The 15,349-nt window shown below is 47.2% G+C and carries 10 protein-coding genes and 2 pseudogenes; 6 read left to right on the forward strand and 6 right to left on the reverse strand.

Translation table 11 applies throughout. The features are described from left to right. Positions 1-93: 93 nt before the first annotated feature. The gene (locus tag ACNPNW_RS01245; protein ID WP_448766414.1) at positions 94-1,275 is read left to right on the forward strand and encodes an acyl-CoA dehydrogenase family protein; all 1,182 of its coding nucleotides are present in this window, start codon (positions 94-96) and stop codon (positions 1,273-1,275) included. A gap of 61 nt (positions 1,276-1,336) precedes the next feature. Here ACNPNW_RS01245 and ACNPNW_RS01250 read toward each other — a convergent pair whose 3' ends face one another. From ACNPNW_RS01250 to msuE, 3 genes are all read right to left on the reverse strand, one after another. After that, entirely contained in the window at positions 1,337-2,746 is a 1,410-nt protein-coding gene (locus ACNPNW_RS01250; protein WP_448766415.1) for a cryptochrome/photolyase family protein, read from the reverse strand. A gap of 147 nt (positions 2,747-2,893) precedes the next feature. Beyond that, complete coding sequence (sfnG, locus tag ACNPNW_RS01255; RefSeq protein ID WP_448766416.1) at positions 2,894-4,006, reverse strand: dimethylsulfone monooxygenase SfnG; 1,113 nt, start codon at positions 4,004-4,006, stop codon at positions 2,894-2,896. Positions 4,007-4,032: 26 nt separating this feature from the next. Further along, positions 4,033-4,767: an FMN reductase gene (gene msuE, locus ACNPNW_RS01260; RefSeq protein WP_004281368.1), complete on the reverse strand. Its 735-nt coding sequence runs from the start codon at positions 4,765-4,767 to the stop codon at positions 4,033-4,035. Between the two features lie 377 nt (positions 4,768-5,144). Between msuE and emaR the strand changes: the two genes are divergently transcribed. Beyond that, a complete protein-coding gene (gene emaR, locus ACNPNW_RS01265) occupies positions 5,145-5,795 on the forward strand; it encodes a two-component system response regulator EmaR (RefSeq protein ID WP_004281370.1) in 651 nt (216 codons plus the stop codon). Between the two features lie 89 nt (positions 5,796-5,884). Here the strand turns inward: emaR and ACNPNW_RS01270 are convergent, their stop codons facing one another. Continuing rightward, a complete protein-coding gene (locus tag ACNPNW_RS01270; protein ID WP_004281371.1) occupies positions 5,885-6,646 on the reverse strand; it encodes a hypothetical protein in 762 nt (253 codons plus the stop codon). Between the two features lie 411 nt (positions 6,647-7,057). Beyond that, the gene (gene emaS, locus ACNPNW_RS01275; RefSeq protein ID WP_448766417.1) at positions 7,058-10,549 is read right to left on the reverse strand and encodes a two-component system sensor kinase EmaS; all 3,492 of its coding nucleotides are present in this window, start codon (positions 10,547-10,549) and stop codon (positions 7,058-7,060) included. 183 nt (positions 10,550-10,732) lie between these two features. On the opposite strand from emaS, the gene ACNPNW_RS01280 reads away from it, so the two are divergent. The 4 genes and pseudogenes from ACNPNW_RS01280 to ACNPNW_RS01295 all read left to right on the forward strand — a co-directional run. Continuing rightward, the gene (locus ACNPNW_RS01280; RefSeq protein ID WP_313564261.1) at positions 10,733-11,065 is read left to right on the forward strand and encodes a DUF485 domain-containing protein; all 333 of its coding nucleotides are present in this window, start codon (positions 10,733-10,735) and stop codon (positions 11,063-11,065) included. Position 11,066: 1 nt separating this feature from the next. Next, positions 11,067-12,773: a cation acetate symporter gene (locus tag ACNPNW_RS01285; RefSeq protein ID WP_448766418.1), complete on the forward strand. Its 1,707-nt coding sequence runs from the start codon at positions 11,067-11,069 to the stop codon at positions 12,771-12,773. 246 nt (positions 12,774-13,019) lie between these two features. Beyond that, positions 13,020-13,736 (forward strand): ion channel, encoded by a 717-nt coding sequence (locus tag ACNPNW_RS01290; protein WP_448766419.1) that lies wholly within the window; start codon positions 13,020-13,022, stop codon positions 13,734-13,736. A 172-nt stretch (positions 13,737-13,908) separates the two neighbouring features. Further along, positions 13,909-14,706 (forward strand): annotated as a pseudogene (locus ACNPNW_RS01295) (glycine betaine transporter); the annotation flags it as partial. Here the strand turns inward: ACNPNW_RS01295 and ACNPNW_RS01300 are convergent. Beyond that, positions 14,705-15,349, reverse strand: a pseudogene (locus ACNPNW_RS01300) (IS5 family transposase); the annotation flags it as partial. The pseudogenes ACNPNW_RS01295 and ACNPNW_RS01300 overlap by 2 nt on opposite strands.

Below are 15,349 nucleotides of genomic sequence, written 5' to 3' on the forward strand. Positions count from 1 at the left end.
TTTATATCGGGAATAAGCTCTGCATGCTTTCGGATATAGTGACAGGCTGCAATCTGCTAAGCTCAAGCCATGCTGAATATAGGTCCAAAAACAATGAATATACGACAATCATATCTCGATCAGTCGCCCTTAGAGATTGCCCAGAAACTGGCTGAAACTTTTGCCCAAACTGCCGCAGAGCGGGATCGGCAAGGTGGGAATCCCAAAGCTGAACGTGAATTGATTCGTCAGAGTAGCTTGCTTGGCCTGTCTATTCCGAAGCAGTATGGCGGTCAGGGTGCCGACTGGCAGACCATTTTTAGCACCATTCAGAGCATTGCCCAAGTGGACAGTTCATTGGCGCATGTCTATGGCTTTCATCATTTGCTGATTGCGACCGTGCAATTATTTTCCCAATCGGAACAATTTGGCCCGTGGTTTGAACAGACTGCCCAAAATAATCTATTCTGGGGTAATACTCTAAATCCGCTGGACCATCGCACCACAGTTACAAAAGTTTCAGAAAACGAATATATTTTCCATGGTGATAAAAGCTTCTGCTCAGGTTCGATTGATTCGGATATGTTGCTGTGTTCAGGTTATGACGAAGCAGGAAAATTACTGATAGGAGTGATTCCTACTTGGCGAGAGGGCGTGAGCTTTCTGGGCGACTGGAACAATATGGGCCAACGCCAGACCGACAGTGGTACCAGCCATTTTGAGCAGGTCAAAATTCATGAAGATGAATTGCTGTTAAATCCCGGTCCACTGAGTACGCCATATTCCAGTCTACGGCCTTTGATTGCCCAGCTGATTTTTGTGCATCTGTTTTTGGGCGTGGCAGAAGGGGCATTTGACGTCGCCAAGCAGACCGTACAAACCCAAAAAGCCTGGTCCAAATCACTGGCAGACGATGCAGTGAATGATCCTTTTACCCAGAAGCATTTTGCCGAGTTCTATGTACAGCTAGAAGGTGTACGCTTACTCGCAGATAAAGCAGTTCAGGGTTTACAGGCAGCCTGGGAGCTTGGGAATGATTTAAGTGCCGAACAGCGCGGTGAAGTCTCGGTTGCCATTGCCACAGCTAAAATTGCCGCAACCAATACCTCTCTCTATATTACCCAGAATATTTTCCAGGTGATGGGTGCGCGGGCCACCACGGCCAAGCTCAATCTGGACCGCTTCTGGCGCAATGTCCGCACCCAGACCTTGCATGATCCGATCGATTATAAGTATCAGGAAGTGGGGGAATGGGTGCTGACTGGAAAAGTGCCTGATCCAAGCTTTTATTCCTGATCTGAAAATAAAACAGCCTCTTTATCAGAGGCTGTTTTATTCTGGATGAAAAAGTTTGGTTTTAAATTTGCTTGAAAGCTTCAATCGCTCTTACACGAGAGGCTTTTAAATCCACGATGGGTTTTGGATAATCCAGTTCAAGATCCAGATTTTTGGCATAGGGGTCATGAATGCTTTCGGCATCCAGATGCGCCAGTTCTGGCACCCATTGACGGATGTAATCTCCATTCGGATCAAACTTCTGTGACTGGCTGACCGGGTTAAAAATCCGGAAATAGGGTACGGCATCCATGCCGGTCGAAGCACACCATTGCCAGCCGCCATTGTTCGCTGCCAGATCACCATCAATCAGCTGCTGCATGAACCAGCGTTCTCCCAAGCGCCAGTCTATTAGCAGGTTTTTACACAGGAACATTGCAGTAATCATGCGCACCCGGTTATGCATCCAGCCAGTAGCCTGCATTTGCCGCATACCGGCATCGACAATCGGAATCCCGGTGTGTCCTTGTTGCCAGGCAGCCAGATCTTCAGGTGCATTACGCCACTGGATATTATCGGTATTTTCCTTAAAAGGCTGATGCCTAGATACACGGGGAAAATCAAACAGGGTATGCAGATAAAACTCGCGCCAGAGCAGTTCATCCAGCCAGGTCTGCTGACCGATATCATCAATCTGGAAATATCCGTTCTTAAACAGGGTCTGCATACATTGACGGATCGAGAGAATACCGATATTCAGATACGGTGACAGGCGGCTGGTACCATCGACTGCAGGTAGATCTCGCTCGGTTTTATAGTGAACCATTTTATCCAAGATAAAATCATCGAGCAGCTCAAAGGCAGCTTGATCTTTTGTAGACCAGAGCTGGGCAGTATGATCGACAGAATAATCAGCCGCAAATTTTTGCAGATCAAATCTGGTCAGCTGGTCTGGTAATTCAAGCGGATCTTGAGGCTGAATGGCAGGATAGCAGCCCGGTATATTCTGAATCAGTCGCTCATAGCACTTTTTCTTGAATGCGCTATAGACCTGATAGGGTTGATTGGACTGGTTGCGGATACTGGTCAGTGGAAACAGGCTGCGATCATGATACAGCTCGACCCGGATCTGCTGCTGTTCCAGCATCTGCTGTACCTGTGCATCACGTTGCAGTTCATTCACGCCCACTTCAATATTGGCATGTAGCGTATCAATCTGCAGTTTTTGGCACAGGCTTAGCATTTCGGCCGGCAGGTCTTGCCATAAGGGAACATTTAAAATGATTAATGGAATATTCAGCTGCGCTAACTGCTGCTTTAAAACGTCGAGGCGGCGCAGATAAAAATCGATTTTAATCCGGGCATCCTGATGCAGCTTCCATTGTTCGGGAGAGAGAACCACCAGTGCTATACAGGTGCCTTGCTGGGTGGCATGCCACAGCGCGGCATGATCATGAATGCGGAGGTCTTGACGAAACCAGATCAGTTGCATTGTTAAAATTCTTGGAAAGTCGTTAGTGCAGAATTTTAAGGAATTGATGGTCTTAAACCTAGCCAGACAACAATTTTATCACATAAAAAAATCCCCCAAGCCGAGCCTCGAGGGAGGGAGTGAATCTGCTGAGATTTATTAGAATGATTATACGGGCTCAGCTTCTTCTTGCTGCACAGGCGTTACCTGTTGTGCTTCAAGCTCACGAACCAAAGGCAGTACCTTCTGGCCAAAATATTCAACCTCTTCAATAAAGTGCAAGAAGCCTGACAGAATCAAATCAACGCCAACTTTTTTCAGTTCGATAATCCGTTCAGCAATCTGCTGCGGTGTCCCGATCAGATTGGTGCGGAACCCGTCATTGTATTGCACCAGATCTTTAAAGGTGGATTTGGCCCAGTTGCCTTCACCTTCCTGACTTGCTGCGCCGGCTTCACGGGTGGCCTCACCAAAAGATTTTACCGCCTGCACATTGGCCTTGCTGATAATTTCCTGCAAGACGGCCTGGGCTTCTTCTTCGCTATCGCGTGCAATCACAAAGGCATTTACACCAATTTTCACCGAGTGATGATTTGCCTTGGCTTTTTCACGAATATCATCGATCTGTTTTTTCAGCTCTTCCGGGGTATTGCCATTGGTGAAGTACCAGTCAGATACGCGAGAAGCCATATCACGTGCTGCCCGGGAACTGCCGCCCTGAAAGATTTCAATATGCGGTTTTTGTAGCGGTTTCGGACTCAGGGTATAGTCTTTGAATTGATAATATTTACCTTCAAAATTAAAGTTGTTTTGGGTCCAGACCCCTTTCAGGCTACGGATAAACTCTTCCGAACGGGCATAACGCTCATTATGTTCCGGCCATTCTTCCCCAATGGCATCAAACTCACCGCGGAACCAGCCACTGACCACATTGATCGCAATCCGGCCATTGCTCAGATGGTCAATCGTCGCCAGTTGTTTGGCAGCCAGTGCCGGCTTCCAAGGACCCGGCAGAATCGCGGCAATGACTTTCAGGCGTTCAGTTTTGGCCAGAATGCCATGACTGAAGCTGACCGATTCATGCTGGTTTTCTGCGTTATAGCCGGCAGTAAAACGGATCTGGGTCAGGGCATAATCAAAGCCTGCCTGTTCAGCGGTTTGTGCCAGACGCACGTTATAGTCATAGCTCCAGTCGGTGCGCTGCTCGATGTTACTAACCACCAGGCCACCACTGACATTCGGCACCCAATAGGCAAATACGATATTTTTATCATTCGACATATTCATCACCCTCTGCAATGCTGTGTTCAAGCCACTTGAGTCTTTGGTGCTTTCTTGCTGTGCAAGCGCGATTCTGCGGCATCCAGGCTCGGCACGGCTGCTGAAGGCAGCACTTCTTCCTGTTCGATCTGCTTGTTGATGCCCAGATTTTGACTCGCTTGAATGGTTTTTTCTTTGATGACTTCAGCACGTTGTCCCTTGGCTGGTGCCCATTCAAGAATCGGCAATGCACGCGCCACAGCCAGGGTAATCCGGTCGCGGAGCAATTCACTGTGAATAGTATATTCAGGGGTGAAATCGCGGTCGGTGGCATAGACCCCAATCGGTAAAGTCTGTGCCTGAAAGAAGCTGAATAAGGGACGCAGTTGATGTTCAAGCACCAGCGCATGACGGTCACTGCCACCAGAGGCCGCCAGTAATACCGGAACATCGACCAGCGCCGTTTGCTCGACAAAGTCAAAGAAATGCTTGAACAGGCCGGTAAATGAAGCGCGGTACACAGGAGTGCCCACAATCAGCGCATCTGCGGCTTCTACTGCTGCCAGGTCATCCTGAACGCGTTGTGGCAACTGATTGCGGTAAATTGCACCGCCCAAGAGCGAACCAATTTCGCTAAATTTAATGAAATGCACATTGATCGGTGTCGCTTCACCCAGCTCATCCAGAATGGCCTGAACCAAGGCTTCGGTTTTTGAGGGATGATTTAAACCGCCAGATACGGCAACAATATTTAAGGGTTTTTGCGCATTAAAATTAGACATATTTAGAACCTGAAAAATAGGGATAATCTCGGAATGACCCTATTAATCCCGATTCAGCGCAGGACTGTAAAATAACGAAAAGCTGAAAAGTTATCTGATTTTGCGATATACGACAAAGGCTCGATTCTTAAGGAGGTTTTTATATGTAAGTAAATGATATTTATATTTATATTGAATAAAGATAAGCTTTTTCAGTGAGGAATAAGTGATATATAAAAAAGTGATGAGAATTAAACAATTATTGCAATAGTGCAAAAATGGGCAATTTTAAAGAAAAACTGCATATTATTTTAAAAATTGTAGTGTCTTGCATATCCTTAACCGGGTTGTGTGGTTAGAATAGGGGCTACCGTGCCAAGATCTCTCTCACGTTGCCTATGAATATTTTAATCGTTGATGATCATCCACTATTTCGTCATGCTTTGATTCAAGCTGTACGTTATAGCCTGCCACAAGCCCAGATTCATGAAACTGCGGCAGTCAATGAATTTTATGAACGTCTAGAAAATGGCCCTGAGCCTGATCTTGTGCTGCTGGATTTAAACCTGCCGGGCGCTTCCGGCTTTTCTGCCCTCGTGCATGTCCGCGCACAATATCCGTCTTTACCGATTATTGTAGTGTCTGCACATGAAGAAGTCAGCATTATCCAGCGTGCGATCGCGCATGGTGCAATGGGCTATATTCCTAAATCTGCCCACCCAAGCCATATCGGTGAAGCGATTCGTGAAGTGCTGGAAGGTGAAATCTGGTTACCACCAAATCTGCCAGCCAATATGAATTTTGATCCGCGTGCTGCCGATGAAACGGCTTTGGCAGAACGGATCCAGTCTTTGACGCCGCAACAGTTCCGGGTATTGATGATGGTGGCTGAAGGTTTATTAAACAAGCAGATTGCTTATGAACTGGATGTGTCAGAAGCGACGATTAAAGCGCATGTGACGGCAATCTTCCGTAAACTCGGAGTACAAAACCGGACACAAGCGGTATTGGCCATTAATGCACTGAATATTGAAGACCGCAAAATGTAAGTTCTGCATAGCCGAATTGAAAAAGACCTCCTTGGAGGTCTTTTTTTATGGGTGAAATCTGAAAAATTGAGTGCAAAGGCCTGAGTCAGCTAGGCGATATAATCCTGCTTGCGGGTGAAATCATCACAAAACAATGGATTTAAGGCACATTGCAATTCGTCAATCTGCTCTTCAGTGACATAACCTTTCGATTTCAGATATTCCGCCACGCGATCATCACGCAGACTCAGGAAAGTCGCATCATATACACCCAGATCCACAAACAGTGCCGCAGTTTCCAGACTGTTAAAACGATCCAGATAAACTTCATTGTCATACATCAGGAAGACATGTTCGTCGCGCGTATTCGGATCGACATGTAAACGCTGCGCCAGCTCATGTGGGCAGGTTTTGATAAATAACAGATCAGACAGCTCATCAAATTGGCTGGTGTCCAGACAATCTTCTTCATTTTTGACTTTACCCAGCCAGGCCTTAAAGACCAGTACCGCGCCACCACGCAGCAACATGCTCCAGATCTGATGACGGGTTTTTGCTGGAAGGTCCTCTGTTTCAGCTTCTAAAGACTGAATCAGCTTGTCTTCCTGTTCAGCAATCTTTTCAAATAGTCCCAGACCTTGCGGCTTGTAGGCATAAGGTTCAAAGACATCAAAATGTAATTCATCAAAGACTTGCAGTGCCAGGGGTACTGCACTCTGATACAGCGTTTCCAGTGCCTGATACTGGGCATCATTCAGCTTGCTGTATTTAAAGATCTGTGCCCAGTCAATGCTTGGCAATAAGGCGTTGGCGCCATATTGACGGTGAAACTGCTGGGTCTGATTCAGGCCCTGGTTTTGATCTATGTTCATGTGAAGAACTCCGATATGCAGAAATAGATCAGCGACCAAAAAAATTAAGGCTGCATGAGATGGGAACTGATCGTTTCTTATTCCTCTATTTTTAGAGCCAAGTGCAAGGGATAAAAAATACGACTAAAGTTATAGTAGTGGAAAATTACTCTTTAATTTTTATTAAAAACAATAAGATAACTAATTGTAACTAAGTGTACACATGTACATTAATACATTCGTCAGTTTTTGCCATAGTGAATTAAAAAATGAGCATTTTGGTCAATTTATTCAGCTGTATTTTCGGCATATTTGCTGCTTTTAGCACATTAGAATAAATTTTATGCAAGCTAGGTAAGTTTATGTGGCAGTTGAGTATAAAAAATGCCCATTTCAGGGTGTGAAATGGGCATTGATCAGATCGTTATCTACTTAGGAGTCGGAAATTTTCAGTCCAGATAACCATGAACGTAATGAGGCCGGTTTCAGCGGTTTTTTCAGCAGAACAATGTTTAGCTCTTTTAGACGTTGCGGCAATTCCGGATCGGAATCGGCGGTAATCAACGCGACCGGAATATCCTTCGAACGATGTTCCAGAATGAAATCCAGACCGATCTTGTCCTGATTCAGATGTTGATCCACCAGCCAGACCTGAATATTTTCCTGCTGAATCAGCATGGCTGCTTGTTCAGGTTCAGTGGCTTTAAACACCTGATAACCCCATTTGGTCAATAAGGTCGACATGCCTTCCAGAATGGTTTCATCATTATCCAGACATAGAATCTTAAAGGCTTTGCTCTTTAAAGGTACGGCCTGAACCGGTGCTGCGACCACTTTCGGTGCTTCGATCACAGGCACTTCAATCATAAAGCAGGAACCTTTACCCAGCGCAGAAGACACATGTACCGGATAGTCCAGCATGCTGGTCATGCGTTGTACGATCGCCAAACCTAGGCCCAGACCCTGTTCACCCCAAGGCGAGGTGTGGCCGCAACGTTCAAACTCCTGAAACAGTTTGATGCGCTGTTCTTCGGCAATGCCCGGGCCAGTATCCCAGACGCCAATGCGGATATGATTCGTTCTGCTGCTCGAACGTAATACACCGACCACCACTTTACCTTTGGCGGTATAACGCAGCGCATTGCTGACAAAGTTCTGGATAATCCGGCGAATCCATTGCGGATCGGTATCAATCCAGAACTGCGCATCATGTACACTGAACTTGATGCCACGCTGTGCAGCGATGGATTTGAACTGGAGTTCCAGATCGCTGAGCAGGTCATGCAGCGGATAAGCCTGACGTTTAGGCTGAATGGTGCCGCCTTCCAGTCGGGCAATGTCCAGCAGGGCAGACAGCATGCTTTCTGCACCATGCAGAGCACGATCCAGTTGCTGTAAGGTCTTGCGGTCTTCGTCATTTTGCACGCTTTGTTCGAGTGCGGTACTGAACAGACGCGCAGCATGCATCGGCTGCAACAGGTCATGACTGGCCGCTGCAATAAAGCGGCTTTTTGACATATTGGCTTTATCGGCCTGTTCACGGGCCAGTTGCTGCTCGGACAGGGCATCGGCGAGCTGCTGGGTACGGTCTTGCACCCGGGCTTCAAGTACGGCTTCATTTTCACGGAAGGCAGTAATATCGGCGAAGGTCGTTACGAAACCACCGCCTTCAATCGGATTACCGCGCATCTGAATCACCCGGCCATCTTTACGAATGCGTTCAAATTCATGGGCACTGCCAACCTGCATCCAGTGAATCCGTTTCCGGACATGTTCTTCGACCGAACCCGGACCACATTCACCACGTTCAGCGTTATAACGGATCAGGTCGGCGATCGGACAACCGACATAGACAATATCGGTCGGATAATCAAACAGTTTCAGATACTGATTGTTCCAGGCCACCAGACACATATTTTCATCAACCACGCTGACCCCTTGGGTCATGTGATCAATCATGGTCATGATCAGGTTCTGATTGAAGCGCTGCCATTGCGAGGCCTGATCGAGAATATTGGCGACCTGACCCAAGGCCAGACCATTGTTGACCATGGCTGTGGTCAACAGGGTACGTGCCGAGGCGGCCCCGATAGTCCCCGCCAGATACTGTTCAGTGAAACGCCACCACATGCCATTGGCACTGCTGTTTTCATTCAGTTCAACACTGTTTTGGGTACAGAACTGCTGGAAAGCGCGTGTGGTTGGGCCTTCGCCGGTAATGCGTTTGGCCAGGGTAATCAGATCGCCGACTTTTAAACGGGCGACATCCTGATGCGAATAGCTGACCTCGGTAGAAGGACTCTGCGAGGGTAGTGGCTTGGTTTCATAATAGAAGAAACTTTCGGCCTGAATCTGTTCGGCAATACTCGGCCGGAAAATACGGGAAATCCAGATATACAGCAGGGTATTTAAACCCAGTGCCCAAACTACTCCATGGGTCAGCGGATCAAAAGACTCGAAACCGATCAGGGCTTCCGGTCTTAACCAGTTCCAGCCAAAAGGCCCTTGATTCAGCAAGCTTTGGCTAAAGCTGCTATAGGCTTCGGGCAGGCTGCGCAAAATGGTTGGAAACAGCAAGGTATAAGCCCACAAGGCAAAACCGGTCAACAGTCCGGCATAGACACCCTGTTTACTGCCGCCACGCCAGTACAGGCCGCCGATCAGAGCAGGGGCGAATTGTGCTACCGCACTAAACGCCAGCAGGCCAAAGACCGAGAGCTGATCAATATCATTAAAGAAATTGAAGAACAGGAAGCCCATCAACATTACACCCAGGATGCAGACCCGGCGAGTAAATTTCAGTACCAATGGTAAGCGTTTGTCATGCCGTGAAATCAGTTTTAAGCGCCATAATGCCGGCATAATCAGGTCATTGCTGAGCATGATTGACAGTGCCACGGAAGACACCAGCAGCATCCCGGTAGAGGCAGAAAAACCGCCTAAGAAGGCTAATAAAGTGAGCCAGTCCTGGTTATAGCTGAGTGGCAAGGACAGGACCGCCACATCCGGAATCGCCAGGTATTGCGGTGCAGCATGTAGTGCCCAGCTGGCAATTGGAATAATCGCCAAGGTAGTCAGAATCAAATAGACCGCAAACCAGCGCCGTGCACCGCGGATATGTTTTTCATCTCGCAGCTCAACCACCGCCACATGGAACTGGCGCGGCAGGCAGATAATCGCCAGTGCCGCCAGCAGGGTCTGAATCCAGAAACTTTGTGGTACGCCAAACAGTTGCACATCATGAAAAGTAGTACTGATATCGCTACTGATCTGTGCAAGATTTTCTGGTGCTTCAAACATAAAGAAACAGGCAACTGCCAACAGGGCGAAGAGTTTGACAAAAGACTCGAATGCCACGGCCAGCATCAGGCCGCCATGCTGTTCAGTATTGGCAATCTGCCGGGTACCAAACATCATCGCCAGTATTGCCAGAACCCCAGTCAGAAACAGCACGCCATTGGTGGTGCCGGTTACACCTGCGGAAGGTTCCAGGATGACGGCGGCACTTAAGGCAATCGCACGTAACTGCAAGGCCAGATAAGGCACAATCGCTACCACTGCCAGAATGGTTACCAGCGAGGCGAGGGGACCACTTTTACCATAGCGTGCTGCGACAAAGTCAGCGATCGAGGAAATGGCATGATGCTGTCTCACCCGCCCCAGACGGCGCCAGATATCATAGCCCACGGCAACGAAGAGCAGCGGACCCAGATAGATCGGCAGGAAAATAATGCCTTCACGTACCGCAGCACCCGTGGCGCCATAAAAGGTCCAGGAGGAACAGTAGACGCCTAAAGTTAAACTAAACAATAGCATGCGCCCACGGGTACTCAGCCGGCTGGCATGTTTTTCCCCGTAGAAAGCGCAGATAAAGAGTAATGCGATATAGAGGGCGAGTACCCCTATGATGAGCCAACTGTTCATATAGCCTGATGTGTACTGAGCATGCCGCTATGATAACGCATCGTGAACGCTACAGTTTAAATTGATCATTTTTTAACGACCAAAGTCTAAATTACAAGCACCTACGATTATTGTTAACTTGCAACAGTGATAATTCGAATTAAAAAATAGGCAGCCCAAGGTTGGGCTACAGGAGTAGTAATTATGGATGAGGTACAAGTAGATCGTATTCTACAAAATCCAAAATTCAAGGAAATGGTCCGCAAGAAAAGTATGCTCAGCTGGACGTTGACCGGCATTATGCTATTTATCTATGTGGGCTTCATGTTGCTGGTTGGTTATAACAAAGAATTTCTATTGTCTTCAATTTCAGGTGGTGTGACTACGTGGGGTATTCCACTCGGTCTGGGTATCATTGTCCTGTCGTTTATCTTGTGTGGTGTGTATTCCTACATTGCCAATAACAAACTTGATCAATTGACTGAAGAAGCAATCCGTGAAGTCGAAGCGATTGCTCATGAAAAAGGACACCACTAAGATGAAATGGAATTCTCTTATTGCTCTTGCTGCAACTGCAATGGCCTCAGGTATGGCTTTCGCTGGTCCTGATCTGGGTGCAGCAGAACAGCAGGCGACCAACTGGCACGCGATTATCATGTTTGTGATTTTCGTCGGTGCAACACTGTTCATTACCAAATGGGCAGCGAAACAAACCACCAGCACCACAGATTTCTATACGGCCGGTGGCGGTATTTCTGGTTTCCAGAATGGCCTGGCGATTGCCGGTGACTATATGTCAGCAGCATCATTCCTGGGTATTTCCGCGATGGTGTTCCTGTCAGGCTTTGATGGCTTGCTGTATTCACTGGGCTTTATGGTCGGTTGGCCGATCGTATTGTTCCTGGTGGCAGAACGTCTGCGTAACCTGGGTAAATACAACCTGTCAGACGTAGTATCTTTCCGCTTGCAGGAAAAACCGGTACGTACCTTGGCCGCTTTAAGCTCGCTGGTTGTGGTTGCGTTTTACCTGATTGCACAGATGGTGGGTGCAGGTCAGCTGATCAAACTTCTATTCGGTCTGAACTATAACATTGCAGTCGTGATTGTTGGCTTGTTGATGATGGCTTATGTCATCTTCGGTGGTATGTTGGCGACCACTTGGGTACAGATCATCAAGGCGGTAATGTTGCTGTCTGGTGCGACCTTTATGGCATTCATGGTCATGAAAGGTGTGGGCTTCAGCTTTACCAACATGTTTGAACAGGCGATTGGTGTCTACTCAAAAGTACATGACTTGAGCCTGACAGATGCGACCAAAATCATGGGTCCGGGTAGTCTGGCGTCTAATCCGATTGATGCGATTTCTTTAGGTCTGGCATTGATGTTTGGTACAGCAGGTCTTCCACATATCCTGATGCGTTTCTTCACGGTAAAAGATGCTAAAGAAGCGCGTAAATCAGTCGTAGTTGCGACAGGTTTTATTGGTTATTTCTACCTGCTCACCTTCATCATTGGTTTCGGTGCGATTCTGTATGTATCGAACAACCCGCAATTCCTTGATGTTGCGAAAATGGCAGTAACTGGCAAGCTGGAACTGGTGGGTGGTAACAACATGGCGGCGGTGCACCTGTCTGATGCAGTGGGCGGCGACCTGTTCATGGGCTTTATTTCTGCAGTCGCATTTGCCACGATTCTTGCAGTCGTTGCTGGTTTGACCCTGTCAGGTGCTTCAGCAATTTCGCATGACTTGTATGCCAACGTTTTGAAGAAAGGCCAAACCACGCCTGAATCTGAACTACGTATGTCTAAGATTGCGACTTTAGGTCTTGCGATCTTCGCGATGATTCTCGGGATTCTGTTCGAGAAACAAAACGTAGCCTTCATGGTCGGTCTGGCGTTCTCGGTTGCAGCATGTGCCAACTTCCCGGTACTGGTATTGTCTATGTTCTGGAAAGGCTTGACGACACGTGGTGCAGTGATTGGTGGTGTTGCAGGTCTGGTAACCGCAGTAACCTTGATTGTGCTGTCTAAAGCAGTATGGGTCGATACTTTGGGTATTTCTGATACACCAGTGAACCCGTTCAATGGTCCTGCAATCTTCGCGATGCCATTGTCATTCTTCTGCTGCTGGTTGTTCTCTGTGACGGATAATTCGGCACAGGCTCAGGCAGAACGCAAAGCCTTTGATGCGCAGTTTGTACGCTCACAAACTGGTATTGGTATCTCAGGCGCATCGGATCACTAAGATCCGCGCTACGCTAAAAAAGCCCCATCAGGGGCTTTTTTTTATGGAGATATCATCAAGTTTTTTCTTTAGTATAAACGCCGTATTGAATTGAGCTGGCTGGATTTGTGCAGTGTTATTTCAGTAATTTTCATACAAATCGCATATCTGCAAGCTGCTTTGAGCATGCTATGTTAAAAGCGGCTAACCATAACAATGTGTTCCCTACATGAAGATAGTGACAAGAAGAGCAACAAGAAGGGCATTATGAAGCAATCTCTGCAGCAGTTCTGGAACAGCTTTACCCATTTGCCTTCGGCATGGCTGTTGTGCCTGCAATTGCTGATCTTGCTCTTGTCGGTATTGAGTTATGGAAGCGTGTCTTATCGGGCGGGAACCTGGGTACTGGGTGTTCTGGTTTTACTGGTGATTGCCAGAGTCATTCGCCAGACTCCGATGTTTACTATTTTAGGACTCAGCTTTGTCGCCGGCGCGATTTTCTTCTCCTCCCTGATTGTGCTGGGGCTGCATTATACCTGGATCCATGTCACCGCCAACCTGTTTGAAGCCGGTGCCTATTTCAGTGCAGCTTATGGCCTGCTACGTTATATGTTCCATGACCGTTATCTGACCAAGGATGAACTCTTTGCCGCTGGCGCAGTATTTACCTTACTGGCCTGGGGCTTTGCTTTTCTCTACAGTATCTGCCAGCTGCTGGTGCCGCACAGCTTTTCGGACCCCGATCTGCAAGCCTATCAGCCCTGGCTGGATCTGATTTTTCTCAGTTTCAGTGTACAGTCTGCAACAGGACTGTCCGATATAATGCCGGTCAGTCCGGTCGCACGGATGCTGGCCATTATCCAGATGTTTGTCGGGGTGATGTATCTGGCACTGATTGTATCCCGCTTAATTGCCTTGCAATATATCGCACGTCTACCGCATAAAAAGAACGTGAAAAATAGAAAAAAACCGCCTGAGCAATGAAGCTCATCCTTTTATTGTATTTGTTACAGTAACTTAACGGCTTTATTTTGTGTCACATCCTAAAATAGCAGTAGATCTAGCTCCCATAGATTGAATCTGTCTGATCATTTTGACCTTACCAATAATTATTTGACGCTGTTTGTCGATCCAATTTTTAAAAAATGGAGGAGGTATGCCTTCCACAAAACCATCCTGGTTTGCCAATATCAATCCAAATGTTTTTATTAGTACTGTCGCCATTATTGCGATATTTTTAGCGTTGGTCGTATTTGCACCCGATGCTTTTTCAGTTTTCACCCAGCAACTGAACCAGTGGATTACTACGTCCTTTAGCTGGTTCTATGTATTGTCGGTGGCGATATTTCTCATCCTTCTGGTTTATATTGCCCTGTCGGATATGGGCAAAATCAAACTGGGACCCGACCATAGCCAGCCGAAATATAGCAGCGCCTCTTGGTTTGCGATGCTATTCACCGCAGGGATGGGGATTGGCCTGATGTTCTTTGGTGTGGCCGAACCGGTGATGCATTATGTCACGCCACCTGCCGGTGAACCGGAAACCGTACTGGCTGCACAACAATCTATGCGGGTCACCTTTTTCCACTGGGGCTTACATGCCTGGGCCATTTATACGCTTGTTGGCCTATCGTTAGCTTATTTTGCTTATCGGCATCAATTGCCTTTAAAAATCCGTTCGGCCTTGTATCCGCTGATTGGTCAAAAGATCTATGGACCGATTGGAGATGGCGTCGATACCTTTGCCACCATTGGTACGGTATTTGGTGTCGCTACTACGCTTGGTTTCGGGGTGACCCAAATCAATTCAGGTTTGAACTATTTGTTTGGCATTGAACAGGCACCCAGTACTCAGGTCATTTTGATTATTGTGGTCAGTGCCATGGCGGCGACTTCCGTATTTTTTGGATTAGACAAAGGAATTAAACGTTTATCTGAACTAGGGCGTGTCATCAATTAATGGAGATGATTGTTGATGCTAAGTAGATCGCTGATAAGAAGTTTTGAGCCAATTTATCATAGCGTGTGGCAATAGCACGATACTGCTTGAGCTTGGCAAAAAAGTTCTCGATCAGATGTCTTGCCTTGTAGAGATGTCGGTCATAATCACGCTGATCAATAGAATTACTTTTCGCTGGCATCACAATTTGACCCTTCGCCGCTAAAATTGGAGCAATGACCCGATCCCTGGAGTTGTAGGCTTTATCCATAAGCCAGGTCTGGCTCAACGATAAGTCCAGCAACACATCTGAACCGTTTAAGTCATGGGCCTGCCCATCAGTGAGATAAAATCCTGTTGGGTTGCCTAAAGCATCAGTACGGGCATGAATTTTGGTGCTTAAGCCACCTTTACTGCGTCCAATCGCCTGATTTTTTTTTCCCAGCGCTGTGTTGATGAGCACGTACAATGGTGGAGTCTAACATGGCGTATTCATTATCACTGTCATGTGACAGCACTTCAAAGACCCTCTGCCACACACCTGTTTTAGCCCAACGGCTAAAACGAGTATGCACGACTCTAAAATCACCAAAGCGTTCTGGTAAGTCTCGCCACGGGATACCTGAACGATACCGATACAATACTGCTTCAACAAATA

The sequence above is a fragment of the Acinetobacter endophylla genome (genome assembly GCF_053543775.1).

What these genes read in the sequence shown, in the direction of transcription:
- sfnG (WP_448766416.1), bottom strand. Translation starts at nt 4,006, where the DNA reads ATGTCGAATGATAAAAATATCGTATTTGCCTATTGGGTGCCGAATGTC.
- emaS (WP_448766417.1), bottom strand. Translation starts at nt 10,549, where the DNA reads ATGAACAGTTGGCTCATCATAGGGGTACTCGCCCTCTATATCGCATTA.
- ACNPNW_RS01290 (WP_448766419.1), top strand. Translation starts at nt 13,020, where the DNA reads ATGAAGCAATCTCTGCAGCAGTTCTGGAACAGCTTTACCCATTTGCCT.
- msuE (WP_004281368.1), bottom strand. Translation starts at nt 4,767, where the DNA reads ATGTCTAATTTTAATGCGCAAAAACCCTTAAATATTGTTGCCGTATCT.
- ACNPNW_RS01245 (WP_448766414.1), top strand. Translation starts at nt 94, where the DNA reads ATGAATATACGACAATCATATCTCGATCAGTCGCCCTTAGAGATTGCC.
- ACNPNW_RS01280 (WP_313564261.1), top strand. Translation starts at nt 10,733, where the DNA reads ATGGATGAGGTACAAGTAGATCGTATTCTACAAAATCCAAAATTCAAG.
- emaR (WP_004281370.1), top strand. Translation starts at nt 5,145, where the DNA reads ATGAATATTTTAATCGTTGATGATCATCCACTATTTCGTCATGCTTTG.
- ACNPNW_RS01270 (WP_004281371.1), bottom strand. Translation starts at nt 6,646, where the DNA reads ATGAACATAGATCAAAACCAGGGCCTGAATCAGACCCAGCAGTTTCAC.
- ACNPNW_RS01250 (WP_448766415.1), bottom strand. Translation starts at nt 2,746, where the DNA reads ATGCAACTGATCTGGTTTCGTCAAGACCTCCGCATTCATGATCATGCC.
- ACNPNW_RS01285 (WP_448766418.1), top strand. Translation starts at nt 11,067, where the DNA reads ATGAAATGGAATTCTCTTATTGCTCTTGCTGCAACTGCAATGGCCTCA.